The sequence below is a fragment of the Ensifer sp. VA4 genome (genome assembly GCF_055710065.1).
In genome coordinates this window covers 249213-275614 of sequence record NZ_JBVQPO010000009.1, presented here as the reverse complement: position 1 = coordinate 275614, position 26402 = coordinate 249213, and the positions used below count along the sequence as shown (strand labels likewise).

Genomic DNA, 26402 nt, shown 5'->3' with positions numbered 1-26402 from the left:
TGATGAATATGTAATAACATTACAGAGGTCGGTTATCCTGCTTTCGGTGGCGACGCAAGAGCCGTTCGGCCGCGCGATACCGCGAGCCATTACGGTCGGACGCGCCGCCCCGGGAGGTGAGAGGAGGGCCGCATTGGGGGAGGGCCGACCAAAGCGAGCGAGTGAGAGAGCCTCGTCCCGTCCGGGCCCCTGGGATCGTCATCGGAGTTGAAGGCCCGAACGATCATGTGGCGCCGGACGGCAAGGAGTTCCCCACTTCACGATCGTCTCTGTGCCGACCGGTCGAAGCTCAGGTTCTTCATTTCAGCATCCGAGGAAGGAGCGCGGATCCTCTCTCGCCTCGTCGAACGGCATCCCATCGTCCATGACACTGCACGGGGGTGATCGCCATGCTGTCCGCTTCTCAATTGGCCGATCGTCTCGCGCGCGACGCCGAGGCCGTCTGCCGTTACTACCTCTCCGCCGGCCATCGGGCCGGCAACTACTGGATCGTCGGCGATGTCGCCAACAGCAAGGGCAAGTCGCTCTATGTCCATCTCTCCGGCCCGCGCGCTGGGCGGTGGACAGATGCAGCAACCTGTCAATATGGCGATCTGCTCGACCTCGTTCGAGAAACCTGCGGCTTGGTGGACTTCCGTGATGTCGCAGAGGAGGCGCGCCGTTTCCTAAGCCTCCCCGATCCGGCGTCGTCCCGCAGGGGCGACGCCCACACCGAGCCGCCGGTCGATAGACCGGCAGGCGAACGGGCAAAGCGCCTGTTCCGCATGACGCAGCCGCTCGCCGGCACGCTTGCCGACCGGTATCTGCGTCAGCGCGCCATCCCGCGGGCCTCCGTGCATCCGGCCCTGCGGTTCCATCCGTCCTGCTACTACCGGGACCTCGTCACCGGCAGCACGTCGAGCTATCCGGCCCTGATCGCCGCCGTGACCAATCCCTCCGGCGCGATCACCGGCGTCCATCGCACTTATCTCGGGTCCTCTGGGCTCGATCCGGACGGCGTCGGCAAGGCGAAGGTCGAGGATCCCCGCCGCGCTCTTGGCAATCTGCTCGGCAACGCAGTGCGCTTCCGTTTCCCGGTCCATGGCCCCGTTCCGGTGATGGTCGCCGGCGAGGGGCTCGAGAGCATTCTGTCCCTCTCGCATGTGATGCCGGGCATGCCGATGGTCTCGGCGCTGACCGCAAATCACCTCGCCGCCTTCCGCTTGCCCGATGGATGCCTGCGCCTTTACATCGGTGCCGACGCCGATGCCGCAGGTCGACACGCTATCGAGGGACTGAGCCGCCGTGCGCAGGCGCTCGGGGTCCTGCCGCTTGTGCTCGCCCCGGAACTCGGCGACTTCAACGAGGACCTGCGCCGGCTCGGGCCCGAGCGGCTCATTTGGCATGTGAGAGCCCAGCTCGCACCGGAAGACGCTCTGGCCTTTCTGCCCTCGTGATGCGGCTGGACGGGAAGGCGGGAGCGGGTGTGGCGCCGCGTGGCAGGGAAGACCGGTCCAAACCGGTCGCCGATCGTGTGGCGCGCGCCCACGGGCCTGCCGAGAGGCGACCCTTACCATGCGGCGGTCGGGCCTTCAGCGGGTCAGTCGGGTTTCTTCCCCTGCCGGGCCGCAAAGCGGCCCGTCATTCCTCGCGAGTCAAGAAACCCTTCTTCCGCCGCCCGGCGCTTCGCTGGGCCGCGGCGCTCAAGCGCCGCGGTTCCGCCCCGCCACCGCATGGAGAGGGATCGCCGTCAGGCCGCGAGAGGCGCGGCCGCAACCGACGGAGACCATCATGAACCTTACCCTCCCCCTCGACGACGCCTTCGAACCCCACCATGCGTCTTCCCCGACCGACCGTTTCATCTACGAGATGCAGATCTACGGCCATCGCCCCTTCCAGGACGAGCCGGACCCGAGGCCGCTGCCCGAAGAGCCGGTTGTCCAGTCGGCGCTGACCGCGGTCTTCGACGCCATGTTCGAGATGCTTGGCGACACGCGGCTGGAGCCCGATCTCGAAGACCTGCTCTGGTCGACGGTCAACCTCTTCCACCGCGCCGGCGAGCGCATACAGCGCGAGCTTCAACGCAACGAGGATGCGCAGCGCGCCGGGCAGAGCGAGCAGGACGGCTCGGAGGTGAAAAGCGTCGAGCTTGAGCGTCTGATCGCCGAGGGTGTCACGCTCCTCGAGCGCCGCAACGCCTTCGAGTTCATGCGCGACTATGCAGCCGATCTCTTCGAAGCCCAGACCGGATCCGCGTGGCGGCCGCGGACAGGCTCCAAGGTCAGCCATGCCAACATGACCGCGGCGATGATCGACAGCCGCGACTTTATTTCCGCCCGCCGTCGCGCCGAGACCGAGGTGCTGATCCCGGCCGGCACGAAGATCGCCTTCGGTGGCGGCATCGACTACAACGATCACGAACGGATCTGGGCGAAACTCGATCAGGCCCTGGCAAAACATCCTGATATGGTGCTGCTGCATGGCGGCTCCCCGAAGGGTGCAGAGCGCATCGCCGCCTCTTGGGCCGAGGCGCGCAAGGTGACGCAGATCGCCTTCAAACCGAACTGGACGAAGCACGCCAAGGCGGCACCTTTTCGGCGTAACGACGACATGCTCTCGGTCATTCCATCAGGCGTCGTCATCTTTCCCGGCTCTGGCATCACCGGCAATCTAGCCGATAAGGCTCGCCGACTCGGCATCCCGGTCTGGCAGGCTGCAGGAGATGGCGCGTAAGCGCCGTTTTCCCTCTGTTCTTGCGCCGTCTTTCCTCTATCACTGGGGACGACGAACCCGACCGTCGGGTTCGTCGCGCGCGCTGGAAACCCGCCGCGCGAAGCGCGGCCGGCCGCGAGCGGCTGGCACGGTGCCTGAATAGAGGTATTGCAATCCGCGTTACGAAATTGTATATACACTCGCAGCACAGGAGCGAGCCATGGCTACGACAACTCCCCGGAAGGAAACACCCGTCTCAATGCGATTCCGCGACGATGACCTGATGATCATCGATCGTGGCGCGGAATTACTCGGCCTTTCACGCACTGAGTTTATGCGCCGCGCCGCGTTGCACGAGGCGCAGGCGGCGATTGTCAACGAAACTGTCATCCGCCTCTCGCCCGACGCCTATGATGCCTTCATGCAGGCGATCTCCGCCCCGCCGGCCGCTCCTCCGCCGAAGGCGGCTGAGCGGCTGCGCCGGTCAGCGCCTTGGGAACGCTAGGTGGCGCTTTCAGGGATCGAACTCCTCGATGACACGCACCGGCTCGAGGCATTTGACTGCGGCAAGCCGGCCCTCAATGCGTGGCTGACCGGCTTTGCGCGGACCAATCAGGCGCGCGGCTTCACCCGTGTTCTCGTCGTTCACGACGACGGCGCCGTTATCGGCTATTACGGGATCGCACCAAGCGTGATCCAGCCAAACAGCGCGCCGCGTGCGATCCGCACCGGGCGTCCTCCGGACCCCATTCCTTGCCTCCTCATTGGACAGCTTGCGGTCGATCAGCATTACGCCGGACAAGGTATCGGCAGCGGACTGGTCAAGGATGCGCTGCGCCGCTGTATCGCTGGAGCCGAGATCGTCGGCGGCCGTGCCGCTGTCGTCCGGGCGATCGATGCTGAAGCCGAACGCTATTGGCAGGGTTGGGGCTTCATCGGTTCCCGGGACAATCCATCGATCCTCATGCGCTCCATTCAGGACCTCCGCCTTTGGCTGGCGGACGCGACGCACTAGATTCTCGGGTGGCGCTGGCACGAGCGAGCCAGCTTATAGCGACCAGACCTCCTACGAGCATTACGAGCGAATGCGAGCCGGTGGAGATCCTCGACGCGGCCATCGTGTCTCCGAGATGCCAGAAGAACACAAGGAACGTTTCGCCGCTGCGATCGACCGGCTGGCGAACGGCGAGGGGTTATGACGCCGAGCCTTGAGCTCCTGCCAGCGCGAACCCACCGACGTCAAGTGATGCCAGCCCAATTGCTTAGGACGGACGGATCGGAGCAGGCGGATGTCTGTCGAGGTGACTGCGGTAGCGATGGCCAAGGTCTTTCTCCTGCGTCATCTGTCGTTCAACATAGGTCATGTGTCGCAAGCAGTTTCAAGGTTCGAACGGTGCAGCCGGCGACTTCGCCGGACCGGGCACTATGTCACTAGCACCCCCTGTCTCGCAGGCTGCAGGAGATGGCGCTAAGTGCCATTTTCTTGCAAATCTGGAAAAGATGGATATTATGGAGAACGACAAAGGAGTATGACCATGCGTCAGTTCACGACAGGCGATCTCAACAAGCAGGTGGGCGATGTCACCGACGCCGCGAGCCGCGAACCCGTCGTTCTCACCAAGCACCGGAAACCTCGCTTCGTGCTGATGAGCTATGAGTATTACGAGCGGATGCGCACCGGCGGCGATCCGCGCAGCGCCCATCGCGCTTCGGATATGCCGGAGGAACATAAGGAACTCTTCGCCGCGGAGATCGAGCGGCTCGCGCGCGGCGAGGGGTATGATGATGAGTCGTGAGTTCCTGCCCGGTCAGGTGATTGTCTATCCCTATCTCTGGGCGTGGCAGCACGAGCGCGGCGAAACCGAAGGCCGGAAGACCCGGCCGACCTGCGTCGTGGTCGCTGTCGTGGCGCGAATGACGGACTCATCCATCTGGCGCTTCTCGCGATCACGACCCAACCGCCGCAGCCCGATCGGATCGCCTTGGAAGTTTCCGATATCGAGTGCCGGCGGGCGGGCCTCAGCGACTTCAAGCGCTGCTGGATCGTTGTCGACGAATACAATTACGATGTCGCCGAACGATCCTGGTACATCGAGCCGGACGAACCAGCGCTTGGACGGTTCAGCAAGGTCTTCATGATGAGGATTGCCGCAGCCTTTTGCGAGGCGTCGCGCAAATCGGGACGACGCGTCAATCGGACGGAGTAAGCGAACGCCGGCCCCACAATTGCGTAGGGCCGACGGATCGGAGCATGCGAGCGTCTGTCAAGGCGACAGCGATTGTGCCGAGACGGGACGTGGCAAGATCGCCTTGGTCGATCTCCGCACCGGCCAGTGCATCGAGATATCGCGGTGCTGTTGGTGGTAACCGCGATCGTCTCGACGTGCAGGCGAGTGAGGCCGCGCCCTTCCGCCTCACGACAAGAGATGCCCTCGTCATGCCGGCCGGAGTCGCCGTCTCTCCACACGGCGCGAGACGCTTGCATTTCTTAAAAATTGTGTACACATTTCCCGCTGAAAACGGAGCCTCGCCATGCCTCAATCCCCGCAGCAGACATCAACGCCCCGCCGCGTCGGCGTGCGGGAATTTCGCGGCAACCTGACGTCCTTCCTCAAGCAGGTCGAAGACGGGCAGAGGTTCGTCCTGACGTCCCATCATAAGGTCGTTGCGGAAATCGGCCCGCCGTCGTCAGACGTCGTCATACGGAAGCCAGGTGCATTGCGCGGAAAGATCAAAGTTGCCGATGACTTCGACAGCCTGCCGGCGGATATTCTAAAGTCCATGGAAGATGGGACGTGAGGCTGCTGCTCGATACGCATGCCTTGTTGTGGTGGCTGAACGACGACGAGAAGCTCGGGGATCATGCGCGAGGCCTTATCGGCGATCCTGAGAACGACGTCCTCGTCAGTGCGGTCTCCCTTGGGAAATCACCGTGAAGCTGCGGATCGGCAAACTTGATGCCGATATAGAAGAGATTCTTGCGATCTTGCCGAGTCAGGGCTTCGATCGGCTGGATATCACAGATGCGCATCTTATCGCTCTTAGGGCTCTTCCGCTTCATCACCGTGATCCCTTCGATCATCTTCTCATGGCGCAGGCTATGGCGGAGGGAGCGCATTTCGTTTCCCAGGATCAGAATGTCGCACTCTATGGCATTCCGTTCGTGACTTGCGCGGATCCTGTTGTCTCGTGATCTCCGACCGGCTTGGTTCCGCTGACCAAGCCGGCTCCGATGCTCGGATGCGCGCTTGCCAGTGGCGATGTGCCTGGCGAACATCGACGGCTCAGATGGCCGGGCGCGGGCGGACGAGTGGGGAAAAGATCACTCATCTGATGCCCACGCGAACAGCTTCACCCGGTATTGCCGCAGTGTCTGGAGGCGGCATACCGTCGCCGCGGCTGACCTCTCGGATCATCAAAGGGATGATATCGGACAGGGGACGTACTCACCCGCCTGCTGTAGTTGGGAGCGGGCGAGTGTACGCAATTGACTGGTTTGGAGGCAAAACGTCCAAGGGATGCGTGACCGATACCCCCGCAGCGCTGGGCCGGGCGGCTATGATGGTTTGTCGCGTCCTTCAGTTGCCCCGAACCATTCCCGTTTTATGTCGCTCGTATAGACGACCGCCTGCCTTCGCGGCCAACCCCTAAACGGGGTAAGACTCGCCCGAAATTTTTGCAAAATTCGATTTCGGTTCTTTTGTCTTGGCGGAAAATAGAATTTTGCAAAATTTTCAGCCGAGCTGACCGCAGCAGGTCGGCCGTCTCTTCGTGCGCCATCGGGAATGGTCCCGAGCAACCGAAGGAGACAGAACCATGGCCACCACGATCGCAACCCTGACGCAGAAGAACGACGGCATCCTCGAAGGCGTCTTCGCGACCATCCGGGTCAATGCCCCGATCGCCATCGTCCCGAACGCAAGCAAGTCGAGCGAAGAAGCCCCCGACTACCGCGTCATCCACCGCAAGACCGGCTTCGAGATTGGCGCAGCCTGGAACCGCATTGCCCGCCAGACCGGCGAGGAATACCTCTCAGTGAAGCTGGAGGCCCCCGAGATCGGCGTGATATTCGGCAACCTCGCACAGGCACCTGGCGGCGATCCGAGCAAGAAGGTGATCCTCTGGAACAATCCGAACTGACGAGTCAAGCGAGCGGCCCCGAGCGATCGGGGCCGCCTTCGCCGTTTCGCGGTCTGATCGCTTCGCGCAGCATCAGGAGCAAAAGCGGGCGTCGAGCCCGCTTTTGCTCCTCCTGTCGTGCCACACGAGACGAAAACATGTCTGCTCAGATACGCAAGTCTGCCGTGAGGATCGCGCCGCCTCAAGGACATCGCGGCCCCTCCAATTTTCAGCCGCTGCCCCGAAGGGGCACCATCAGAAAATCGGTTCCTCCGCTCGCCGGCTCCGCCGGTCGCTGACGCGATCCTTGACCCGGCCCGATCCTCACGACCCCCGGGCGTCATCTTTCACACTATCCAAGGAGATGGCGACGATGACGATTACCCTTGAAATCCACATCGAACAGCTGCGCCGGGAACTCAAGAATGCCGATCCGGCCGAACGCCGCCAGATCGAAGCGGAACTGGAAATCGCTGAGGCCGAACTGGCGGCAGCGATCGCCGAACAGGAGGGCACCATTGACGCCGCGCCGCCCTTCTGAGGGCGGCGTTTGCCTTCTCGCCTGGGCCGACACGCCGGATCGACCGGCGCGCCGACCCGAAGCTCCGCTTCGTACCAATGATCACCGGCAAGGATCAGGGCACGGTCGCTGCGAGCAACCCGCGGGCCATGTGTTCACGTCGAACACGTGTGTTCGGTCTATAGCCGCGCGCCCGTTTCAGCCGTAGAAGTTGGAGGAACATGCGCACTGCATCCTCTTCCCTATCTAAGTGATGCACCATGGCCTGCCCAACCGTCCCGATGCGTCCCCATCGTGTCGCGTCAGGCACAAGGCCGTGCCGAGCAGCGTCGGCTCGATCGCGAGCGCGTAGAAGCGCGCCATGTTTTTCATCGCGTTTGTGCGTTCGATGTAGAACTGACGGGGTTGACTGAGCATGGCGGAAGAAACGCCCGTTCCGGCTTTCGCGTGCAACGACAGTTATGAACCGGTTCGCCCCCTCCGACTCACTTTCGTGATCGATCGGCGAGGCTGGAGATCGTTGTTCGGGCGAGCCGAGCGAGTGCTGTTCGCTTCGCTCAGAGAGCCCGCAAACAGTCTCCGCCCCGGTCACGTCCCCGCTCGCACGATGGTGCGGCCAGTTCGACCCGCCGCAGGGCTGTCAGAGATTCAATTCCTCGAGGCGATGTTCGGTGAATTCATCCTCTCCAAAGAGCACACTTCGTTCCCATGATGGCGGGGACCCGATCGAATGCCGCATCGAGCCCTTCAACCAGGCGATCGTGAAGCTCCCGCGAAAATCGCTCTCGCAGCCGAACTGGTTTGCGAGGGCGACGAGCCGGAAACGGCAAGCTTGGTGTAGATGCGTTTCCGATCGGTTGTCATGATGCGATTTCCTTTCGTTGATGACGGAGATCGATCACTCTGTTGCAAAGAAGGGTCAAGGACAGCGGCACGCAACTCGCCAGCGGCGGGGGGCGATTTTGTCGCTTGCTGTAAATTGGGAGAGGCCGCGCCGTCCTTGACGCCGGATTTGCTGGCGTAAGAAAGGACGCCAGAGAGAAGGGGCCCGCGGACCCGGAGGGAATGGGGCCGTTTCCAGCGTGAGCCGGCAGGATAACGACAAAGTCTCACCCCACAAATTCTGCATTGTTGGAAATGTTGTATTTAGCAACAAATACAGCAGTAAGGAGGGCCACGTGCCTAAATCAAGAGGTTCCTATTCAACCAGCGACCTATCGCTTAAGTCTGGCGACATCATCGCCGAGGCCCTGCGTCATCCAGTGACCATCACCCAGCGGAATAAACCCCGTTTGGTCCTCCTCAATATCGAAGATTATCTGCGGCTGATGAAGCAGTCGGACCGGCGCACTGTCGGGACCTTCGAAACGACGCCCGATGAGTTGTTTGCCGAGTTCGAAAACGCCGTCGAAGCCTATGCCGACGAGGATGAGGCAGGTCGGTCATGAACTACGAACTGATCCAGACCGCAAGCGTCATACGCTAGCCTTACCTATGGGCGCGAGAAGCTGGGCGTGGAGAGACAGAAGGACGCCAGGAGCGGCCGGTCGCCGTCAGCGTGAGAATGCCGCGGCCGCAGGGCGATTTGATTCTCTTCTTTCCCATCACCCCAAGCAGCGGGAGGCGTCGCGGTTTGCCGTGGAAGTGCCGGCGATCGAAAAACGCCGCGCCGGCCTCGATGCCGATCGCAGGCTTTGGATCATCTTCGATGAACTTAATACCGACATTATCATACCGACATTATCGGAAATTCATTCTATCTTGAGCCCGAGCCGCCAACCGGCCGCTTCAGCAAGGCCTTCTTCCTTCCGCTGCTGCGCGAATTCATCAGTCGCAGCAAGTCAGCCATGGAGGTCAGCCGATTGCGCTGACCTTACGCTTGCGAAAGCCTCATTGCCGTAAAGCTTCGGTCGTCACTGCATCGGTTTGACGAAGCGGTTCGCCTTGGTCTTTGCATCCATCTCCTTCCGCCGGAAGTAGACCGCGCGCCCGCAGCGGATCGGGCTATGCCCCTGAACGATGATGATCTGTTCGTCCTTTCTCATCGACTGGGTGATTTCGTGCGGCATGATCAGTGGCCGGCGCTGGAAGTTGACGCTCTCCGATTTGCGCGATGCGCTGTTCTTCGTGTCCCAGCCAATGCTGCGGGAGCTTGCCTTCACCTCGACCGTCATTTCGCCGCACTGCGCCGAGACGTTGCGCGCCGTGTCGAGCGCCTTGATGGCGGCATAGGAGGCGAAGGCGCAGCCGTCGATCCACGACGTCGCGCCATCCTTCCCGAAATGCCGCTCCAACTGGCCCACTGACTGGTACATTAGCATCATGCTGATACCATACTTGCGGCCGCGGTCGCGTGCTTCCTCCAGTACGCGCATGTAGCCGAGGAGATCGACCTCATCCAACATGAACAACGCGCGGCGCTTGAACGCGCCATCGGCGTGCATCATGGCATTGATCAGCGAGCCGATGATGACGCGGCCGATGCCTGGATAGGAGCGCAGGATCGATGCCGGGATGTTGAGGAAGACGTCCTTCTTGCCCGAGACGATGTCATTCGATTTGAACGCATTGCCGCAGACGAGCGCGGCGTAGCTGTCGAGCGAGAGCCATTGTGTGTCTTTCGACGCGGTCGAATAGACGCCCGAAAAAGTCTGCTCGGTCATGTTGGTGAAGACGCCGAGCGTCTCGCGGATGAAGGCGGACGCGGAATGCTCCTGAATGTCACGCAGCATCGCCAGAACAGAGGGCTCCGGCTCGGATACGATCTGTCGGAGGCTGCGCAAGGTTCGCTGTCCCTCGTATTGGGAAGAGAGCATGACATGCGCCAGCAGGCCGGTCAGGAGATTGTGCGCCTGGTTCTGGAAGTAGGATCCCGTCGAGCTTTCGAACCGCACGCTCTCGGATAGAAGCATATGGGCGATGCCCACAATGTCCTCTTCCTTCTGCTTGGATGTCTGGATGCCGTCGAGCACGTTGAAGCCCATGATCGGGTTCGTCGGATCGAGCACCATCACCTCGCGGCCGAGGACACGGGTGCGGTGCTCGACCACCATCGGCGCGACCTCGGTGGAAGGATCGAGGCAGATCAGCGGCCCGGTATAACGCAACGCCGTGGGCACCACGTTGCTTGTGGTCTTGTATCCACCCGAGCCGGCGAAGAATAGCATGTGGGTGGAGTCGAAATCTTGGCTGTAGGTCAACAACGGCGCCTTGCCGCCTTGCCCCCATGTAGCCGGATCGTTCGGATCGAAGGGCAGCTCATGGACGACGTCCTTGTCGACCCGGTAACGCTCGCCGACGACGATTTCGCCATCCGGCGGAAACAGCTTTCCTGCCGCCGCCATCGGCAGCCAGTCCGCATCCCCGAAGGTCCCGCGTTTGGCGCGCTTCACTGGTTCGGGGACCACGGTGGAAATGCGCGCGGCCGCCGCCACGGCCATGAAGCCAACGACCGCGCTGATGACGGCGACCATGTCGAGATAGGACAGTGCCCGGTCCCATGATAGCGCACCGCTTTCCACTGAGGGCGACAGCCGGCGGTATTCACGCAGCGTGTAGAACCCGGCGACCGTCAGAAAACAGGCGAGGCTCGCCATCGCGACTGGCCTTCGCCGGTGCAATGGCAGCGCCCAGACGCTCAATAGTCCTGCCAGTGGTCCGAACAGCAGCGCCGGCACAGGCGACGCGCGCAGGAACCAATATTCCGCTTTCCCGGACAGGCCGCCGGCGAACGCCGGCCAGCGCCAGCCAACGACATAGGCGGCAAAGGTGGTGACGGCGATCGGTACCAGAATGAGCAACAGGCTCGGATGTGGTTTTGCCTTCAATGCCATTCCGCCGTCTCCCGGGTTCGCGTCTCAGTTGCAGCCGGCGAAGGCGCCTTGAATGCCTCTTCGCCCATGTCGCGCAAGCGCCGATGTTCTGATGAGCCCGGAGCAACTCTAGCCAGTTCGAGGAGACCGCCGAGCAGAAACGCCCGATCGGCTTTTGAGAGACCGGCGCGAACGACGATGCCGCCGAGCAAAAACTTCTCGCGTGCCTCGCGCTTGCGATCAGCCGTCATGAGAAACCTCCGCCGGCGTTCCAGACCCGCCATTTGGCTGTCGACGCGGCGAAGCAGGTGCGTGAGCCACCCCCTTCTTTTCCTCGTTGCGAAATCGCGCGGCGATTTCTTCGAAGACGGCGTCGAGCTCCTTATCGGTGATTTCCATTTCCGCCAGCCCGGATTTCGTGGCGGCGCGGGCAAAGCGCTCGGCGGACTTTGCGATCATCGAGCGTCTGCGCTCGCGCAACTTCTCGATCTGGGCGTCGATGTCGGTGATCGATGATTTTGCTGCCATTGCAGCGTCCTTCCCTTGTTGGAGCAATCTCAGCGGCACTGATTATACTATCTGTTTTATGATAGTAAAATAGGCCAATTTGCATTATCCCGAGAACGTCGCAGCCGGAATTCCGGCAAATGGCCGTGTTCTGGAGAAGCGGCATCGGCCCTTCGGTCCGATCGGTTTGAGGGCGCAATATACGTCGCTGGCGCGACGTGCTTGAGAGGCCTTGGAGATATCAGTGGCGATCATGTTCGTCAGAGCACAGGTGATCAGCAGGGGCGCGGGACGCAGCATCGTCTCAGCGGCTGCCTACCGCCATCGCGCCCGGATGATGGACGAACAGGCTGGGACATCCTTCAGCTATCGCGGCGGATCGCGTGAACTGGTGCATGAGGAGCTGGCCCTGCCAGACCAGATCCCCGCCTGGCTGAAGATGGCGATCGACGGACAACCCGTTGCCAAGGCAAGCGAGGCGCTCTGGAATGCCCTCGACGCCTTCGAGGCGCGGGTGGACGCACAGCTTGCCCGCGAGTTGATCATCGCGCTGCCGGAAGAGCTGACGCGGGCGGAGAATATCGCCCTGGTTCGCGAATTCGTCCGGGACAATTTCACGTCGAAGGGCATGGTCGTTGACTGGGTCTATCACGACAAGGACGGCAATCCGCATATCCACTTGATGACGACGCTCAGGCCTCTTACGGAGGAGGGGTTTGGGCCGAAGAAGGTGCCAGTTCTCGGCGATGATGGGGAACCGTTGCGTGTCGTCACACCGAACAGGCCGAACGGCAAGATTGTCTACAAGCTCTGGGCCGGCGACAAGGAAACCATGAAGGCGTGGAAGGTCGCGTGGGCGGAAACGGTCAACCGCCACCTGGCGCTGGCCGGCCATGAGATCCGCCTCGACGGCCGCTCCTATGCCGAGCAAGGCCTCGATGGGATCGCGCAGAAACACCTTGGTCCGGAGAAGGCGGCGCTCGTGCGCAAGGGTGCCGAGATGTATTTCGCGCCGGCCGACCTGGCGCGGCGGCAGGAGATGGCCGACCGGCTGCTTGCCGATCCGGAGCTTCTCCTCAAGCAGCTCGGCAACGAACGTTCCACCTTTGACGAGCGCGATATCGCCAAGGCGCTGCACCGCTATGTCGATGATCCAGTGCACTTCGCCAATATCCGCGCGCGGCTCATGGCCTCGGATGATCTGGTGCTGCTGAAGGCGCAGCAGGTCGACACCCAAACGGGCAAGGTGACAGAGCCGGCGGTATTCACCACGCGGCGGATCCTGCGCACAGAATATGACATGGCGCAGTCGGCCGAGGTTATGTCGATGCGAAAGGGCTTCGGTGTTTCCGGTGCCAAGGTGGCTGTTGCCGTCCGAAGCGTCGAAACGGCCGATCCGGAAAAGTCCTTCAGGCTCGATGCGGAACAGGTCAATGCGGTACGTCATGTCACGCGCGATAATGCTATCGCGTCGGTCGTCGGGCTTGCCGGCGCCGGTAAGTCGACGCTGCTTTCGGCGGCTCGCGTCGCATGGGAAAGCGATGGCCGACGGGTGATCGGCGCGGCCCTTGCCGGCAAGGCCGCGGAAGGGTTGGAGGACTGTTCCGGGATCCGGTCGCGAACGCTGGCCTCCTGGGAGCTTGCCTGGGCCGGGGGGCGTGAACAGTTGGGTCGCGGCGATGTGCTGGTGATCGACGAGGCCGGCATGATCTCCTCGCAGCAGATGGCGCGTGTCCTCAAAGCCGTGGAGGACGCAGGTGCAAAAGCCGTACTGGTCGGCGACGCGATGCAGCTGCAGCCGATCCAGGCGGGTGCGGCGTTCCGGGCAATTACCGAACGGATCGGCTATGCGGAACTTGCGGGCGTGCGGCGGCAGCGGGACGCCTGGGCACGCGCTGCATCCCGTCTCTTCGCGCGCGGCAAGGTCGAAGAGGGCCTCGACGCCTATGCGCAGAGGGGCCGCATTGTCGAGACCGAAACCCGGGCCCAGATCATTGACCGCATCGTTGCCGATTGGGCCGATGCCCGCCGTGACCTACTTCAGAAATCTGCCGTGGGCGAGTATCCGGGACGTCTTCGCGGCGACGAACTGCTTGTGCTTGCCCACACCAACGATGACGTTCGGAAGCTGAACGAGGCCCTGCGCAAGGTCATGATCGACGAGGGCGCGCTGACAGGTGCGCGCCAATTCCGGACGGCACGTGGGCTTCGCGAGTTTGCCGCGGGCGACCGGATCATCTTCCTCGAAAACGCCCGCTTCCTTGAACGGCGGGCGAAGCGCCTTGGTCCCCAATATGTGAAGAACGGCATGCTTGGCACGGTCGTTTCATCCGGCGACAAACGCGCAGACGCGCTGCTGACGGTGCATCTCGACAATGGCCGCGATGTCGTGATCAGTGAGGACAGCTACAGCAATGTCGATCACGGCTATGCCGCGACCATCCACAAATCTCAAGGCTCGACCGTCGACCGAACCTTCGTGCTCGCCACCGGAATGATGGACCGGCATCTGACCTATGTGGCGATGACCAGGCATCGTGACCGCGCGGATCTCTACGCTGCGCGCGAGAATTTTGAACCGAAGCCGCAATGGGGGCGCAGGCCCCGTGTCGACCATGCAGCCGGCGTCACTGGTGAATTGGTGGACACCGGGTTGGCCAAGTTCCGGCCGCATGATGATGATGCCAAGGAAAGCCCCTACGCCGATGTGAGGACGGACGACGGGACCGTTCATCGACTTTGGGGCGTGAGCCTGCCGAAAGCACTTGAGGAGGGTGGAATCTCGACAGGCGATACTGTGACGCTCCGCAAGGATGGCGTCGAAACGGTCACGGTAAAGGTACCCGTCACCAATGAAAAGACCGGCAAGAAGTGCCTCGAGGTACGTCAAGTCGAGCGTAACGTCTGGATTGGAACCCAAGTCGAACCTGCCGATGCGCGCAAGGCTAGGATCGAGCGGGAAAGCCATCGGCCGCATGTGTTCAAACAGCTTGTTGAGCGCCTTGGGCGATCTGGCGCCAAGACGACGACGCTCGATTTCGAAAGCGAGGAAGGCTATCGGGAGCATGCCCGTGATTTTGCCCGGCGGCGCGGCGTCGACACGCTGGCCCGGGTCATTGCGGAATTGGAGGAGGGGGCGGCGCGACGGTCGGCGTGGCTTGCGAAGATGCAGTCGCAGCTGGCGAAGCTCTGGGAGCGGGCGAGCATTGCGCTGGATTTCGCGATCGAACGGGAACGGAGCGTCTCGTACAGCGAGGAACGCAGAGTATCCTTCGCTGCCGGCAACCCGTTGGGTGGAAGCTATTTGATCCCACCCGCCACCGAATTCCCCCGCAGCGTTGAAGAGGATGCGCGTCTCGCGCAACTCTCCTCGCAACCGTGGAAGGAGCGGGAGGCGATCCTACGGCCAGTGCTCGAGAATATCTATCGCGACCCCGATGGCGCGCTGTCCGCGCTGAATGCACTGGCGTCGGACGCGGCCATCGAGCCCCGTAAGCTTGCCGAGGATCTTGGCCTTGCACCAGACCGCCTTGGCCGACTGCGGGGATCCGACCTGATGGTCGATGGCCGTGCCGCCCGCGAAGAGCGCAATGCTGCCATGGCCACCTTATCGGAACTGCTGCCGTTGGCGCGCGCGCATGCAACCGAGTTCCGCAGGCAGGCGGAGCGCTTCGCCATTCGCGAGCAGCAGCGGCGCGCTTATATGTCATTGTCCATTCCCGCGCTTTCGAAACAGGCGATGGCGCGTCTCGTCGAAGTCGAGGCGGTCCGGGAGCGCGGCGGGACCGACGCCTACAAGACGGCCTTCTCTTATGCCGTAGAGGACCGCTTGCTGGTCCAGGAAATCAAGGCCGTCAACGAGGCGCTGACCGCGCGCTTCGGCTGGAGTGCCTTCACCGCAAAGGCCGATCCTATCGCCGAGCGAAATGTTGCCGAGCGCATGCCGGAAAATCTCGCCACTGACCACCGTGAAAAGCTAGTGCGCCTGTTCGAGACGATCAGGCGTTTCAGCGACGAGCAGCATCTCGCAGAAAAGCAGGATCGCTCGAAAGTCGTTGCCGGCGCATGCGTCGAGTTCGGAAAGGAGGCAGTGTCCGTGTTGCCCATGCTTGCCGCCGTCACAGAGTTCAAGACACCGATCGCCGATGAAGCGCGGGAAAGGGCGCTTGCCGTTCCCCATTACATTCATCGTCGCGCCGCCCTCGTGGATGCGGCAACGCGCGTCTGGCGCGATCCGGCTGGCGCGGTCGCCAAGATCGAGGAGCTTGTCGCGAAGGGCGTCGCCGGTGAGCGGATTGCTGCTGCCGTCAGCAACGATCCGGCCGCCTACGGCGCGCTGCGCGGCTCCGACCGCATCATGGACAAGTTACTTGCTGTCGGCCGGGAGCGGAAGGCCGCGCTTCAGGCTGTGCCAGAAGCAGCAGGTTGTGTCCGTTCCCTCGGAGCGTCGTATGCCACCGCGTTTGAGGCCGAAACCCAGGCGATCGTCGGAGAGCGCCAGCGTATGGCGGTCGCCATTCCCGGTCTATCGCAGACGGCTGAGGATGCGCTGCGGCAGTTGGTGGCGGAGATGAAGAAGAAGGACGGCAAGCTCGAAGCCGCCGCGGGTCTGCTCGATCAGCGCATCGCCCAAGAATTCATCGCCGTCAGCAGGGCGCTCGACGAGCGCTTCGGCCGCAATGCGGTCCTGCGTGGGAACGAGGACATTTTCAACTTTGTGTCGACAGCGCAACGGCATGCTTTCGAGGCAATGCAGGAGAAGCTGAAGGTTCTTCAGCAGATCGTGCGGGCAGATAGCGGTCAGAAGATCGTTTCCGAGCGCCAACGACAGGCGATCAATTGGGTGCGTGGTGTCGAGCGGTAGAGGCAATTCAAAGAGCTTCATCCACTAAAGTGTATCGGCCGTCGATCCTTGCTGCTTGGCGCGGCATCAACATCGCTCAAAGAGTCGCAGCAGTTCGGCGCGTGAGACGGTGATAATTGAAAGCGTCACGGCAGCCCACGGGCTCTGCGACAAAAGGGAATATTTCTGTGTTCTTGCTGCCACAGCGCTGCGACCGCAGCACGATTATTTCCGCTGCGAAATCGTTACCAGCTTTAGCCTTTTATCCGCCTGGCGCATAAAGTCATGGAGTCTATTTTGGAGCCTGGCGCCGATCAGCAATCCTGTAGATCTCACCGCGATCTCGCTTACCAATGGCTATGACCACCACGAGGATTTCGGCCTCTCTAACTTCATATACCAGCCGATAACCGACGCTTCTCAGTTTGATCTTGTAGCGATCGTTGCTTCCTGAGAGCTTTGCTGATTGTACTCTCGGGTTTTCGCAACGCTCAGCAAGCTTTTTCTTGAATTGTTCGCGCGTATTGCTGTCGAGCTTGCGCCACTCTTTCAAGGCGGCGTCTACGAAGCCCAGCTCATAGGTCATCCAGCTTTACCTTGATAACCGGATCATTTGCTCGCACGTCGGCGAGCGCGTTCAATTCAATGTCCTCAAGCCGCTCCAGCATCGCCTCGTAAGCTCGGGCGGGGACGCAATAGAATGCCGGTTCATTTCTGTTGAGGATCGCGACTGGCGCGCCTTCGCCAGCCGCTACGGTGCCCATGGGGTTCTTCTTAAGTTCCGATACGCTGGCCGTTACCTCGGCCAAAACCACGTGTACCATATGACCGTTCCTTGATGCTGATTTAGGTGCTATTAATAGCACCTTTCAAGGTGTTTAGGCAAGGTAGTCCTGTTCCACTGGTGGATCTACTGCGACGATGTAATGCGCAACCCGCACATCATTGAAGCAGTGCTGTTCCGAGCTCTGGTCAGGACCGGCCATCTGTGACGGGACGCTTTTTAAGACCGCGGTTCTTCGGGTCCCGCAGGTGGACTACCTCTCGACCTCCCGGTTCTGCCCGCTTGCGAAGGATCCTCGCATCGCGCCGAAAGACTGACCGGGCCCCCTACATCTGAAAATGTTGTCACCGTGGACAGGCTTCCGTGCAAAAACGTCCAGATCCCGTAAAAGGTTATGGCGTCCTGCGCGTCGATCCGGAAATGCAGGCCCTCATCTGTCGGCCTCAGGATCGCGCGTGCATCACCGAAGTCGAGCAATCGATCGACGCCCGTGGCGGCGATCGAGCGGCAATAGTCGCCATAACGGGCGCAGACCTTTTGGGTGACCTTCACTGCGTGTTGAACCGGCACGAACGCCTCGGCGGTATGCTTGTACATCGAAACTCCTTGCTGCCAATCCGCGCCATTGGTGCTTCTCTTTTCCCCTTGCCGGCTGCGCCGCTGCGCATTCGTGGCACAGCATCTATTCCGGTGTTTGCGAGTTCGCTCGGCATCGAACAACTCATGCGTGCGATATTCATGCACGCTTTGGTCGAACGCTCGACTACTAATTCTATTAGTCGCCTGAGCGCCGAAACTCGTGTCCAGTGGTCTGAAGCAGGATTTCTTCGGAGAATGGAGATGGAGATACTAGCTGTGCCGGCCGCAGCGCGCGGAGAATTTGCTGACTTGATCGACTCGATGCATCGGCTGCGTGCGCGAGTCTTTGGCGACAGGCTGGACTGGGATGTAGACATAAGGGACGATCGTGAGGCCGATGCTTACGATCAATACAATCCGACCTATATCCTGGCTGTTTCTACAACAGGTGCAGTGGCGGGCTGCGCGAGGCTTCTCCCGGCTACCGGACCGACGATGCTCGCCAATACATTTCCGCAGCTCCTCTCATCGCGACGGCTCGACGCTCATGCAGGCATGGTCGAAAGCTCGCGCTTTTGCGTCGACACGGCGCTCGACGAGGGCAGGACGCGGGGAGTTCTCCACAGGACGACGCTTAAGATGTTCGTCGGCATAATCGAGTGGTCGATGGCGAACGGCTATTATGAGATCGTCACGGCAACGGACCTGCGTTTCGAACGCATTTTGAAACGCGCCGGCTGGCCGATGCAACGCCTTGGCCGGCCGTGTCCCATTGGCAGCACGATGGCCGTAGCTGGAGTTCTTCCTGCCGACGCCGCGAGCCTTAATCGGATTCGCGCTGCTGCCTGTCGCCAGGGACACGCCTGCACTACAACTCCGCTGCTTGAGGCGGCACGGCGTGGAACCGCGTCTTCAGCCGATTGAACGCAATCGGCTACACCGCCCGCAGAGAACGATGGAGGTCCTCACGAGGGATCAGATCACAACTGACGCTGCGCTAAAGAGGAGAGGTCTTTGAATTCCGCGCGACCGCAGATCCTGATCGGTTCGACCGATGCGGATTACTATCTGCTACTCGTCCATATCCTGGAATCCGAGGGGTACCAGGTCATTCTTTGTTCCGGGGTCGAGGAGATCGTCCATTTTGCAGGCGAGTACGATGTCGGAGCCATCCTCCTTGATTGTCGATCGGGAGAAGATTGGGCTCCCGCAGCCTGTATAAAGCTAAAGCAGGAGCCGCGGACATTCGGGATCACGACGGTCGGATTGATTGGACCTGGTGCGGAAAGTCGGTTTATCGATCTGCTGAAGGCCGGTATTGACGAGAATTTCGTAAGACCGATCGCTCCCACCAAGCTGCTCAGCTTCCTTCGCGACCGTATCCTCCTTCCGCACGCGTCGGGTCCAACGGCGGGCGACGGCCATATCCTCGCCTATGCAGGAATTGAACTGAATACCAACAGGCACAGCGTCAAGTGTTTCGGCCTCAACGTCCACTTGGGACCGATCGAATTCCGTTTGCTTCAGTTCCTGATGGAGAACCGCGAGCAGGCGTGCAGTCGCGCACAACTCATCGAAGCTGGTTGGCCCGAGCGTCGTTTCGTCGACGCCAAGACGGTCAATGTCCATATCGGTCGACTGCGCAAGGCGCTTAGCGCGGCCGATGGCGCTGATCTCATCCGAACGGTTCGATCGTCCGGCTACATGCTCGATGGTTCCAGTCAGGAGCAATCGCAGCATAAGCAGCATCGGCCGAGCGAAGCGACCGGCGGCTAGGACAGCATTCCGGTTGTCGAAAAGGAATAGCTGTCATGGATCTGGTAATCCGAAATGGAGGTCTCATCACCGGCGACGGCAAGACGTTTCACAAGCGGGCTGCCGTGTATGTCCGGAAGGGAAGGATCGCCGGTATCGAAGTCGCTGAGGCTGCCGCGGGCGCTGAAATCGCGGCGCGAGAAACCATCGATGCAGCTGGCGGCATCGTTATGCCAGGTCTCATCAATGCCCATGCGCATGGATGTATTCGGGGGCCTTCCATGCCGAGTGGCTCGAAGCCATTTGAAGGCGAAGATGTTGCCTATTTCCGAAACCGCCATCTCCTTCAGGGAACAACGACCCTTCTCAACGTCTGCGGCCTGGCCATGACGGACGAAATAGATGTCGACGAGGCAGAACCTCATGCCATGGATATCCGCATTTCCACGGCTCACACTCCGAAAAACATCGAGGCGGCGCTTGTGGTCGACGGCAAGGGACTTTCAACACGGCACCTGAGCGCGACGATAGATGACCTGTTGGCCTCCGGCGCAGTCGCGCTTGGCGAGGCAGGTGGCGGGCAGACACTGGGTGGTGGCGCGCAAGAATACAGGTTCATCCCGCAAGCGTTCCTGCAGGAGTTCGGGGTCGAGGTGACACCCGCTGCCGCGAGGCATTTGAAGAACGCCGTCCTTGGCCGCTATCTTGATCCGGTAGACGGCCTATCGAATTCGAAACTGACCGACGAGCTGGAGCATTGCGGTCTTTCCGGGGTCACCGAAGCGGATCACGTTCGCGACATCATTACGCGATCGGTGATGCCTTCGGTTGCCCTCTCGCTGGCCGGATTCGATGAAATCGCCCGCGAAGCCGAGCGGGTCGGATATCCCGCGATCTTCCACAACGCGGCACCATCTGCAAAGCGTCTGATGGCCGCGGTCGAGAAATACCCGAAGGCACGTCTCGTCGCCGGTCATAGCAATCACCCGAGCTTTCTCCCGGACGAGGCAGTCTCGATTGCCCAGAATCTGAGAAGAAAAGGGGCTATCATCGATGTTTCGACATTGGACTGTATCGGGACGCGCTGGCGCAACGATCCCTCCAACCTTGACGCACTGATCGATGCGGGCTGTGTCGACACCATTTCGACCGATTTTGCCGGCGGGCATTGGGATGGAATTCTTGAAGCCATCCACCGAATGGTCAGGAAGAAGCAATTGTCTGCGTCGGAGGCCGTTGCCCTTGCGACCGGGAATGTCGCGCGCGTCTTCGCGCAAATGGCCGGTGACCGAGGGCTGATTGAAAAAGGCAAGCGTGCAGACCTGATCGTTGTCGACCACGTTAATCTGAGCCGCGTCAGGCATGTTGTGATCGCAGGCTGTATAGTCGTCAGGAATGGCCGGCTTATGTGACGGCTTCAGCCGGAGCTTGGCTCTCGCGCCGACCCCGCCAATGTTCAGTCGCGGCCGCAATTATGAGATATCGTCGACGAATACGACTGCCACAGCCAACAAAGTCGAGGTTTCAGTCGATCAGTCGCATCCTCAGGCGCTGGAGGAGGGGAACCGCATCACCTTTTTTCAGTGCCTCAAAAGCCTGCAGAACGGTATTTTGTGCCTTGGGAGAAAACTTGCCCCGCGTCGCTACCGAGAACTTATCGATGAGATCGTCCCAGGCTAAGGGGCGCGCCTTGTCGCCGCGGGGCGAAGTCACCTCGGAGGTGATCAATCTGCCGTCGGTCATTTGCAGGCACACCTGCGCAAGGGTCTCAGTTGGAAAACGGGCGTCGATCTCAGGATTGATCGAGAGACGAACCTTGCGGGCGAATTCGAGGAGGTCCGGCCTGCCCAACTGCGCACTACCGACCGGCGCCAGCGCCGCAGGTCCATCGACAACAGCAATCGCCATGCAATAAGGCAGACTGTACTGGATCTCCGTCAATGTACCGGGAGATAAGGTGTTTGAAAGTCGGAGAGCCCATTGAAAGGTCTGAACTTCAATTGATGCGATTTGTTCGGTCCTGATGTCCGCGACTTCCGAAAGCGCCGCAAAGGCATCAAGAGCGGGATGGATGTAGCGGCAGCAGGAATAGGGTTTGAAATAGACCCGCGAGATCTCAGCTGGATCACCCAAGTCCGCGATGATGCTTGGCCGGTCGAAGTGCGACGCATGATCGAGCAAATCCTGCGGCCCGGTAAATCCCCGCTCCGCGAGGCGCAAAGCGGTCAGGCCCGTCACGACACTCCAGGGAATACCCTCCTTGACGTCGTTCCCGGTGAGGTTGGCATAGCCGGAGCTGCCGTTTGCCTCCTGGTTTGGTGCGAGCACTCCGGCCACAGCGAGCGCGTGTGCGAGTGCCGGGGGATCGGTTCTGTAGAGGCGGCCGGCCGTGGCCGCAGCAGCATAGCCGGTCCAACGTCCCGATTGTCGGCTTTTGATCGCTTGCGGGTTCTGCGCCACGGCAATGCGAATTCCGATCTCGTATCCGAGAGCGATTGCGGCCAGGAGTTCATCGGTGGATGAACCAAGCGCAGATGCCACGGAGAGTGCTACGGGTATCACAGCCGCACCGGGATGACCGCGCGCGGCGCGATGGCCGTCGTCGAAATCGAGTGCGGAGGCTGACGCAGCGTTACAGACTGCCGCAGCAGTGACCCCGAGACATTCACCAGTAAACCAGACCGAAGCCCGGCCGGTTCCAAAGTCGTGCCGGGCGACCGCGCGGGCTGCGCGCGCACTCGGTACATCGCAGCCGACGACGTAGGCGGTGACTGCATCCACAATACAGCAGGTGGCACTTACCCTCAGGTCGGGCGGCAGAGCATCGGAAGGATAGTTCGCCAGATACTCTGCGAGGATTTCGGTGACATACATCCGCCCCTCCGTAAAACTTGGGACGCCGGGCATCAGTTCTTGCTAGATGACTGGACGGATGACGCCATGCCCCCATCTGGCGAGAACCAGGTTTCGTAGACATGAGCGGCGACGTAAAGGTCCAGCATAGGCAGGCCAACGCACGTAATGAGGATCGGGAATTCCGATCCGCCGCCGGCGTCGCAGAAATCTTTTAAGTTCAAGACACCGAGCACTGGGCCAAGCTGCTCCAATGTCGATCCCATGCGTGAGAAGTAAAGCGCCAGGCTTTGGGAGTTTCGCCGCGACACCATGGAAACGTCGTCACAGAGCGCCAATCCGCGCCGAAGAACGTTTTGGATATGGCCGGACGGCGTCTCGTCTCCACCGAGATGCAGGACAACGGCATTTGGGCAGATTTCTGTGCTCTCAAACACCGGTGCGCTGGCATTCGAAGCGGTGATGACGAACCGGCAATCACGCAGCCTCTGATTGTCCGCGACAGCTTCGAGCCGAATTCCAGGTGAATGTCTGTGTCTTTTAACGAGTTGGTGCGCGGAAGTGCCTGAGCGGCTGCGCACGAATATTTTCGAGATGATGCCGTGTCCGAAATGACCGAGCACTCTGATGATCTGCTCGGCAATGGGGCCTGCTCCAAAAAGGAAAACGGTGAGTTCTTCTGTTTTGGGAAAGAAAATTTCAAGCGCCATTGAGGCATAGGTTGCCGTTCTTGCGGCAGAGATATCGGTTCCGTCCATCACGCAAAGCGGGCGCAGCGTGAAGTTGTCGAGCAGCAGGATCGTCGACGTCGAACGCGGCTGTCCCAGTCGACGGTTTATCGCATTGGCACCGACCACCTTGACGGCGGCGTATCTGGTCCCGACGCTCGAGAGCGCAGAGAGCTTCCAGCCCAATCGCTCGCCTTGCAACGTATCCCGGTAAGCTTCAAACTGGGGTTGGTTCCACAAGGCGGCTTCGGGAAAGGACAAAACAGATTTCAGGCCATGGGCCTGGCCCAAGCGGATGTCGGACCAAGCTGCTCTGGCGGCATCGTGGAGCGCGGATGCCTCGAGACGGACGCCGAGGCGCTTCATTTCCGCAAGCGAAATGTATCTGGGTGTGCTCTCCATCACCGTTCTCCGTGGAATTGTCGACGTCATGCGACGGGGAACAATTTCACATCTGGAATGGAGGGATTAAAGGAAAGGTTCGGATACATTTTTGTCGTCCTTAAATGAACGACTTCTGTCGCTAAGCCGAGAGCCGAACCGAAGATTGTGACCTGGCGATTTCGCGGCGCGAGCAGGGGAGGTCGCACGAAGCTACAACGCCTGGGCGGGATAGCGATGGAAGCAGTCGGGGCAGCATTTGCAAATCACTTCGTCCGGAGCGTTCCCCAATTGCTTTGCACATATCGCTCGTCGATCCGCGCCGAAGACGCTAGACGCGTGCGTAAGCGAGTGACCAGGGAATTTAAGCTCTTGCTCAAGCTCGGCGGGGTCGCCACCCGCGACGGCGGCAATCGCCGATCGCTCGACTAAGTGCGCTACCTCATTGAAAATGATCCGGGCCGACGTCCTTGGCACTTGCCGCCTGGCATCCCATCAGGTTGACAAATGTGCTACTGAGTAGCAGCTTAGGCTCAAAGGAGATAAGCCGATGAGTGTGAAATCGTCGATCTCGCTGACCGAGCAGCAGGATTCGTTTGCCCGTTCGCTGGTGGAGAGCGGTCGGTATTCCAGCATGAGTTCCGTTCTTCAACATGGCCTGGAACTGCTTCGCCAAAAAACCGAAACTGAGGCCGTCGAAACCGCAGCGCTCCGCGAATTGGTCCAGCGGCGATTGAACGGACCAATGATTTCTGCGACGGAAATGGAAAGCCGCGTCGCGGCAATGATTGAGCGGAAGCGACGGGTTGTTCGTGTGGACTCTTGAATATTCTGAGGATGCCGAACGCGATTTCGAGTTGATCTTCGATCATCTGTTCGACGCCTATGTCGAACTTGGGGATGCGCCTGACGGGGCGGTGGAGCGTACTGCTGAACGGATTCGCAAACTGCGTGTTGAAATCGATCGTCTCGTCGAGACGCCCTATATCGGGACTCTGCGCCCCGATGGTTATCCCGGAATTCGGTTCCTTCGGCGGGACAAGGCGGCTATTTGGTTTCTTCCGGTGGAGCATAGCCGCGCAATCGTTGTCGCGGCAATTTTCTACGGCGCGCAGGACCACATCAGAAATATGCTCGCACGTATGCTGGCAGGGTAAGATTCCTACAGCCCCGAGGCCTTCGTCAGATTGACCCTAGATCGGTCGCGTCGGCGGGGGTACCTGCGGTTCATTTCCGCACGCGCATGGCCAACCTGCTTTTGCACGTGGCGCTCGCCGACTTCGGCCGACGAGGCCAAGTGCGCAGCGAATGACTGGAGAATTTGGCTGCCCGCACGTCTTCGCTGAGGTCGTGATGCAGGTCAGCGGGAAGGGCGGTGGGGAACTCCGTCCCCACAGTGTTGATTTGCGGTTGCAGGCTTAGCTTGCGAACAAATGCCGGTATCAGCTGATCAATAAACGGATGAGCGGCCGGGGCGATCCCGCTTTATCCAGCGCGTACACGTTATCAATGGCTTCGCAAGCGCCGCTGTCTCCCACGACAGGGCTCGCAAGCCGTAGGAACTTGGCCTCGAGAGCTGATTTCTGCATGGGGTTACTTGCCTCTCCCTCCGCAACGTCTACGTGCTTTTCGAGACTCTGCCCGTCGCGCAACTGTAACCAAGCGCTTGCGGCGTGAGCGCCCCGAGGCGAGGCGTGGATGGTATGCGGCCTGAGCTCGATACTGTCTTGAAACCGCCCGGCGACCTCGTCATTGAGCCAGTCATCCAAGAACCAGTCGGGACCGGGCTCGACGCCGAATACGGCCATGGCTATGGCGTGCGGTGCGCTGAACTGTGCCGCCCACATGTCCCGCGGACGCACTTTGCTAAATGGCGGTTCGCACACGATCGGAGGTGCGGTCACGACCAGCTTGGCATGCAAGCCGTCGGCGGGATCAATGCCGGCCATCCGGACGACGTCGCGGCTAGCCTGGACACTGCTTTGGATGAGCCGACAGCAACTGAAGGGCTTGAAGCCAGCCCGGAGAATTTCGTAGGCGGCCCCCAAACCTTTGGTCAATTTATCGAAACGGCACTCGTCGGCGCCCGCCATCCGCCAGAATCCTGTCTCACCCTCGAAGACATCCAAAGGCCCCTCGTAGCCGGCAGCGGCAAGGTGCGCGGCCATGACGCCCATCTGCGCGGCCATGCCGAAGTTGTTCTTCGCCATCGATGGCGTGTCTCCGTAGACGGTCTTCATGACGGACGCGACTGGCGCATTCGCAGCGGCGATCGCGATTGCATGCGCCGCTCGCCCGGCGTCGAGACGCATGAGTTTCGCGGCCGCGGCTGCTGCACCGAATATCTGCCAAGTCCCATGGCCGTGAATCGCCTTTCTGGGCTGGACGTGAGCCAGCGAGATGCCAACGCGGCAACTCACCTCATAGCCGGTGATCACGGCCTCGAGTAATTCTGTGCCCGAACACTTCGTGTGCTCAGCGACCGATAAGGCTGCTGCAATCACCGTGGCTCCAGGGTGGCCCTTCTCGTAGATGTCGTCGAAGTCGAGCGCATTGATCAAAGTTGCCTTGACGAAGGCGGCAGCCGCCGGTGCGGCACAGCCGCTGACAGGTGTGCCGGAGGAGGGGGCGACCTCGCCGTCCGCCCGCAGTACTCCCAGCATGCCAGCCATCGGCAGCTGATGCCCGCCGAACAGGCAGCCAAGGGAGTCGAGGAGGCAGAGCTTGCTCTTGTCGATGACGTCGCCCGGAACACGAGCGAGTGCTTCCTCGGCGATGTAGCTGCCGAGCGTTTGCGTGATGAAAGCGGTCATATCTGGTGTCCGATTAC

The 26402-nt window shown here is 60.9% G+C and carries 24 protein-coding genes and 6 pseudogenes; 18 read left to right on the top strand and 12 right to left on the bottom strand.

What is annotated here, in order from left to right; translation table 11 throughout:
* Window positions 1-389: 389 nt before the first annotated feature.
* The 10 genes and pseudogenes from AC0C6X_RS17865 to AC0C6X_RS17820 all read left to right on the top strand — a co-directional run bounded on the left by AC0C6X_RS17865 (window position 390) and on the right by AC0C6X_RS17820 (window position 7351).
* Window positions 390-1436, top strand: a complete 1047-nt coding sequence (locus AC0C6X_RS17865; protein ID WP_173519958.1) for a DUF7146 domain-containing protein — start codon at window positions 390-392, stop codon at window positions 1434-1436.
* 334 nt (window positions 1437-1770) lie between these two features.
* On the top strand, window positions 1771-2712 hold the full coding sequence (locus tag AC0C6X_RS17860) for a DUF2493 domain-containing protein (RefSeq protein WP_173519957.1): 942 nt from the start codon (window positions 1771-1773) through the stop codon (window positions 2710-2712).
* 199 nt (window positions 2713-2911) lie between these two features.
* Window positions 2912-3196, top strand: a complete 285-nt coding sequence (locus tag AC0C6X_RS17855) for a type II toxin-antitoxin system TacA family antitoxin (protein WP_173519956.1) — start codon at window positions 2912-2914, stop codon at window positions 3194-3196.
* Entirely contained in the window at window positions 3197-3706 is a 510-nt protein-coding gene (locus AC0C6X_RS17850; protein WP_173519955.1) for a GNAT family N-acetyltransferase, read from the top strand.
* 520 nt (window positions 3707-4226) lie between these two features.
* On the top strand, window positions 4227-4487 hold the full coding sequence (locus AC0C6X_RS17845) for a type II toxin-antitoxin system prevent-host-death family antitoxin (protein WP_173519954.1): 261 nt from the start codon (window positions 4227-4229) through the stop codon (window positions 4485-4487).
* Window positions 4477-4898, top strand: a pseudogene (locus tag AC0C6X_RS17840) (hypothetical protein). Before AC0C6X_RS17845 ends, AC0C6X_RS17840 begins: the two are co-directional and overlap by 11 nt.
* A 325-nt stretch (window positions 4899-5223) precedes the next feature.
* Window positions 5224-5490, top strand: a complete 267-nt coding sequence (locus AC0C6X_RS17835; protein ID WP_173519953.1) for a type II toxin-antitoxin system Phd/YefM family antitoxin — start codon at window positions 5224-5226, stop codon at window positions 5488-5490.
* A pseudogene (locus AC0C6X_RS17830) lies at window positions 5487-5884 on the top strand (type II toxin-antitoxin system VapC family toxin). The gene AC0C6X_RS17835 and the pseudogene AC0C6X_RS17830 overlap by 4 nt, the downstream one beginning before the upstream one ends.
* A 623-nt stretch (window positions 5885-6507) precedes the next feature.
* On the top strand, window positions 6508-6831 hold the full coding sequence (locus AC0C6X_RS17825; protein WP_173519950.1) for a DUF736 domain-containing protein: 324 nt from the start codon (window positions 6508-6510) through the stop codon (window positions 6829-6831).
* 352 nt (window positions 6832-7183) lie between these two features.
* Window positions 7184-7351: a hypothetical protein gene (locus AC0C6X_RS17820; RefSeq protein ID WP_173518220.1), complete on the top strand. Its 168-nt coding sequence runs from the start codon at window positions 7184-7186 to the stop codon at window positions 7349-7351.
* Between the two features lie 94 nt (window positions 7352-7445).
* Here AC0C6X_RS17820 and AC0C6X_RS17815 read toward each other — a convergent pair.
* A pseudogene (locus tag AC0C6X_RS17815) lies at window positions 7446-7747 on the bottom strand (WGR domain-containing protein).
* Between the two features lie 238 nt (window positions 7748-7985).
* A pseudogene (locus AC0C6X_RS17810) lies at window positions 7986-8194 on the bottom strand (hypothetical protein); the annotation flags it as partial.
* Window positions 8195-8508: 314 nt separating this feature from the next.
* On the opposite strand from AC0C6X_RS17810, the gene AC0C6X_RS17805 reads away from it, so the two are divergent.
* Together AC0C6X_RS17805 and AC0C6X_RS17800 are read left to right on the top strand one after the other, a co-directional pair.
* On the top strand, window positions 8509-8778 hold the full coding sequence (locus AC0C6X_RS17805) for a type II toxin-antitoxin system prevent-host-death family antitoxin (protein ID WP_472954414.1): 270 nt from the start codon (window positions 8509-8511) through the stop codon (window positions 8776-8778).
* A pseudogene (locus AC0C6X_RS17800) lies at window positions 8775-9201 on the top strand (hypothetical protein). The gene AC0C6X_RS17805 and the pseudogene AC0C6X_RS17800 overlap by 4 nt, the downstream one beginning before the upstream one ends.
* A 42-nt stretch (window positions 9202-9243) precedes the next feature.
* Here AC0C6X_RS17800 and traG read toward each other — a convergent pair.
* Genes traG through AC0C6X_RS17785 form a run of 3 tightly spaced genes read right to left on the bottom strand, consistent with a single transcriptional unit; the run spans window position 9244 to window position 11670 of the window.
* Window positions 9244-11163 (bottom strand): Ti-type conjugative transfer system protein TraG, encoded by a 1920-nt coding sequence (gene traG, locus AC0C6X_RS17795; protein ID WP_173519948.1) that lies wholly within the window; start codon window positions 11161-11163, stop codon window positions 9244-9246.
* The gene (locus AC0C6X_RS17790) at window positions 11154-11393 is read right to left on the bottom strand and encodes a conjugal transfer protein TraD (RefSeq protein ID WP_173519947.1); all 240 of its coding nucleotides are present in this window, start codon (window positions 11391-11393) and stop codon (window positions 11154-11156) included. Before AC0C6X_RS17790 ends, traG begins: the two co-directional genes overlap by 10 nt.
* On the bottom strand, window positions 11383-11670 hold the full coding sequence (locus AC0C6X_RS17785) for a TraC family protein (RefSeq protein ID WP_173519946.1): 288 nt from the start codon (window positions 11668-11670) through the stop codon (window positions 11383-11385). The genes AC0C6X_RS17790 and AC0C6X_RS17785 overlap by 11 nt, the downstream gene beginning before the upstream one ends.
* 223 nt (window positions 11671-11893) lie before the next feature.
* On the opposite strand from AC0C6X_RS17785, the gene traA reads away from it, so the two are divergent.
* The gene (gene traA / locus AC0C6X_RS17780) at window positions 11894-16513 is read left to right on the top strand and encodes a Ti-type conjugative transfer relaxase TraA (RefSeq protein WP_472954412.1); all 4620 of its coding nucleotides are present in this window, start codon (window positions 11894-11896) and stop codon (window positions 16511-16513) included.
* A 271-nt stretch (window positions 16514-16784) separates the two neighbouring features.
* Here the strand turns inward: traA and AC0C6X_RS17775 are convergent, their stop codons facing one another.
* The 3 genes from AC0C6X_RS17775 to rctB form a co-directional block, all read right to left on the bottom strand.
* Complete coding sequence (locus AC0C6X_RS17775; protein ID WP_173519944.1) at window positions 16785-17078, bottom strand: type II toxin-antitoxin system RelE family toxin; 294 nt, start codon at window positions 17076-17078, stop codon at window positions 16785-16787.
* Entirely contained in the window at window positions 17068-17316 is a 249-nt protein-coding gene (locus AC0C6X_RS17770; protein ID WP_173519943.1) for a type II toxin-antitoxin system Phd/YefM family antitoxin, read from the bottom strand. The genes AC0C6X_RS17775 and AC0C6X_RS17770 overlap by 11 nt, the downstream gene beginning before the upstream one ends.
* Window positions 17317-17495: 179 nt before the next feature.
* Window positions 17496-17873, bottom strand: a complete 378-nt coding sequence (gene rctB, locus AC0C6X_RS17765; protein WP_432704714.1) for an SMa0974 family conjugal transfer regulator — start codon at window positions 17871-17873, stop codon at window positions 17496-17498.
* A 243-nt stretch (window positions 17874-18116) separates the two neighbouring features.
* Between rctB and traI the strand changes: the two genes are divergently transcribed.
* From traI to AC0C6X_RS17750, 3 genes are all read left to right on the top strand, one after another.
* Window positions 18117-18779, top strand: coding sequence for an acyl-homoserine-lactone synthase (gene traI, locus AC0C6X_RS17760; protein WP_472954461.1), 663 nt, complete (start codon window positions 18117-18119; stop codon window positions 18777-18779).
* 90 nt (window positions 18780-18869) lie between these two features.
* Window positions 18870-19631, top strand: coding sequence for a winged helix-turn-helix transcriptional regulator (locus tag AC0C6X_RS17755; protein ID WP_472954408.1), 762 nt, complete (start codon window positions 18870-18872; stop codon window positions 19629-19631).
* A gap of 35 nt (window positions 19632-19666) precedes the next feature.
* Window positions 19667-21022, top strand: coding sequence for an amidohydrolase family protein (locus AC0C6X_RS17750; protein WP_173519941.1), 1356 nt, complete (start codon window positions 19667-19669; stop codon window positions 21020-21022).
* A gap of 112 nt (window positions 21023-21134) precedes the next feature.
* Here AC0C6X_RS17750 and AC0C6X_RS17745 read toward each other — a convergent pair whose 3' ends face one another.
* Together AC0C6X_RS17745 and AC0C6X_RS17740 are read right to left on the bottom strand one after the other, a co-directional pair.
* Complete coding sequence (locus AC0C6X_RS17745) at window positions 21135-22484, bottom strand: MmgE/PrpD family protein (RefSeq protein ID WP_247960062.1); 1350 nt, start codon at window positions 22482-22484, stop codon at window positions 21135-21137.
* 32 nt (window positions 22485-22516) lie between these two features.
* On the bottom strand, window positions 22517-23593 hold the full coding sequence (locus AC0C6X_RS17740; RefSeq protein WP_472954406.1) for an ornithine cyclodeaminase: 1077 nt from the start codon (window positions 23591-23593) through the stop codon (window positions 22517-22519).
* A 529-nt stretch (window positions 23594-24122) separates the two neighbouring features.
* Here AC0C6X_RS17740 and AC0C6X_RS17735 point away from each other — a divergent pair.
* Both AC0C6X_RS17735 and AC0C6X_RS17730 read left to right on the top strand, forming a co-directional pair.
* Window positions 24123-24398, top strand: a complete 276-nt coding sequence (locus AC0C6X_RS17735) for a type II toxin-antitoxin system ParD family antitoxin (RefSeq protein ID WP_247960063.1) — start codon at window positions 24123-24125, stop codon at window positions 24396-24398.
* Window positions 24379-24729, top strand: coding sequence for a type II toxin-antitoxin system RelE/ParE family toxin (locus tag AC0C6X_RS17730; protein WP_472954403.1), 351 nt, complete (start codon window positions 24379-24381; stop codon window positions 24727-24729). The genes AC0C6X_RS17735 and AC0C6X_RS17730 overlap by 20 nt, the downstream gene beginning before the upstream one ends.
* A gap of 5 nt (window positions 24730-24734) precedes the next feature.
* On the opposite strand, the pseudogene AC0C6X_RS17725 reads toward AC0C6X_RS17730, so the two are convergent.
* Both AC0C6X_RS17725 and AC0C6X_RS17720 read right to left on the bottom strand, forming a co-directional pair.
* Window positions 24735-24928: pseudogene (locus AC0C6X_RS17725) on the bottom strand (integrase); the annotation flags it as partial.
* A gap of 86 nt (window positions 24929-25014) precedes the next feature.
* Window positions 25015-26385: an MmgE/PrpD family protein gene (locus tag AC0C6X_RS17720; protein WP_472954401.1), complete on the bottom strand. Its 1371-nt coding sequence runs from the start codon at window positions 26383-26385 to the stop codon at window positions 25015-25017.
* Window positions 26386-26402: the final 17 nt, after the last annotated feature.

Excerpts from the sequence above, each read along its gene's own strand:
- AC0C6X_RS17865 (WP_173519958.1), top strand. The coding sequence starts at position 390 with ATGCTGTCCGCTTCTCAATTGGCCGATCGTCTCGCGCGCGACGCCGAG.
- AC0C6X_RS17860 (WP_173519957.1), top strand. The coding sequence starts at position 1,771 with ATGAACCTTACCCTCCCCCTCGACGACGCCTTCGAACCCCACCATGCG.
- AC0C6X_RS17855 (WP_173519956.1), top strand. The coding sequence starts at position 2,912 with ATGGCTACGACAACTCCCCGGAAGGAAACACCCGTCTCAATGCGATTC.
- AC0C6X_RS17845 (WP_173519954.1), top strand. The coding sequence starts at position 4,227 with ATGCGTCAGTTCACGACAGGCGATCTCAACAAGCAGGTGGGCGATGTC.
- AC0C6X_RS17835 (WP_173519953.1), top strand. The coding sequence starts at position 5,224 with ATGCCTCAATCCCCGCAGCAGACATCAACGCCCCGCCGCGTCGGCGTG.
- AC0C6X_RS17825 (WP_173519950.1), top strand. The coding sequence starts at position 6,508 with ATGGCCACCACGATCGCAACCCTGACGCAGAAGAACGACGGCATCCTC.
- AC0C6X_RS17820 (WP_173518220.1), top strand. The coding sequence starts at position 7,184 with ATGACGATTACCCTTGAAATCCACATCGAACAGCTGCGCCGGGAACTC.
- traG (WP_173519948.1), bottom strand. The coding sequence starts at position 11,163 with ATGGCATTGAAGGCAAAACCACATCCGAGCCTGTTGCTCATTCTGGTA.
- AC0C6X_RS17790 (WP_173519947.1), bottom strand. The coding sequence starts at position 11,393 with ATGACGGCTGATCGCAAGCGCGAGGCACGCGAGAAGTTTTTGCTCGGC.
- AC0C6X_RS17785 (WP_173519946.1), bottom strand. The coding sequence starts at position 11,670 with ATGGCAGCAAAATCATCGATCACCGACATCGACGCCCAGATCGAGAAG.
- AC0C6X_RS17775 (WP_173519944.1), bottom strand. The coding sequence starts at position 17,078 with ATGACCTATGAGCTGGGCTTCGTAGACGCCGCCTTGAAAGAGTGGCGC.
- AC0C6X_RS17770 (WP_173519943.1), bottom strand. The coding sequence starts at position 17,316 with ATGGTACACGTGGTTTTGGCCGAGGTAACGGCCAGCGTATCGGAACTT.
- rctB (WP_432704714.1), bottom strand. The coding sequence starts at position 17,873 with ATGTACAAGCATACCGCCGAGGCGTTCGTGCCGGTTCAACACGCAGTG.
- traI (WP_472954461.1), top strand. The coding sequence starts at position 18,117 with ATGGAGATACTAGCTGTGCCGGCCGCAGCGCGCGGAGAATTTGCTGAC.
- AC0C6X_RS17750 (WP_173519941.1), top strand. The coding sequence starts at position 19,667 with ATGGATCTGGTAATCCGAAATGGAGGTCTCATCACCGGCGACGGCAAG.
- AC0C6X_RS17745 (WP_247960062.1), bottom strand. The coding sequence starts at position 22,484 with ATGTATGTCACCGAAATCCTCGCAGAGTATCTGGCGAACTATCCTTCC.
- AC0C6X_RS17740 (WP_472954406.1), bottom strand. The coding sequence starts at position 23,593 with ATGGAGAGCACACCCAGATACATTTCGCTTGCGGAAATGAAGCGCCTC.
- AC0C6X_RS17735 (WP_247960063.1), top strand. The coding sequence starts at position 24,123 with ATGAGTGTGAAATCGTCGATCTCGCTGACCGAGCAGCAGGATTCGTTT.
- AC0C6X_RS17720 (WP_472954401.1), bottom strand. The coding sequence starts at position 26,385 with ATGACCGCTTTCATCACGCAAACGCTCGGCAGCTACATCGCCGAGGAA.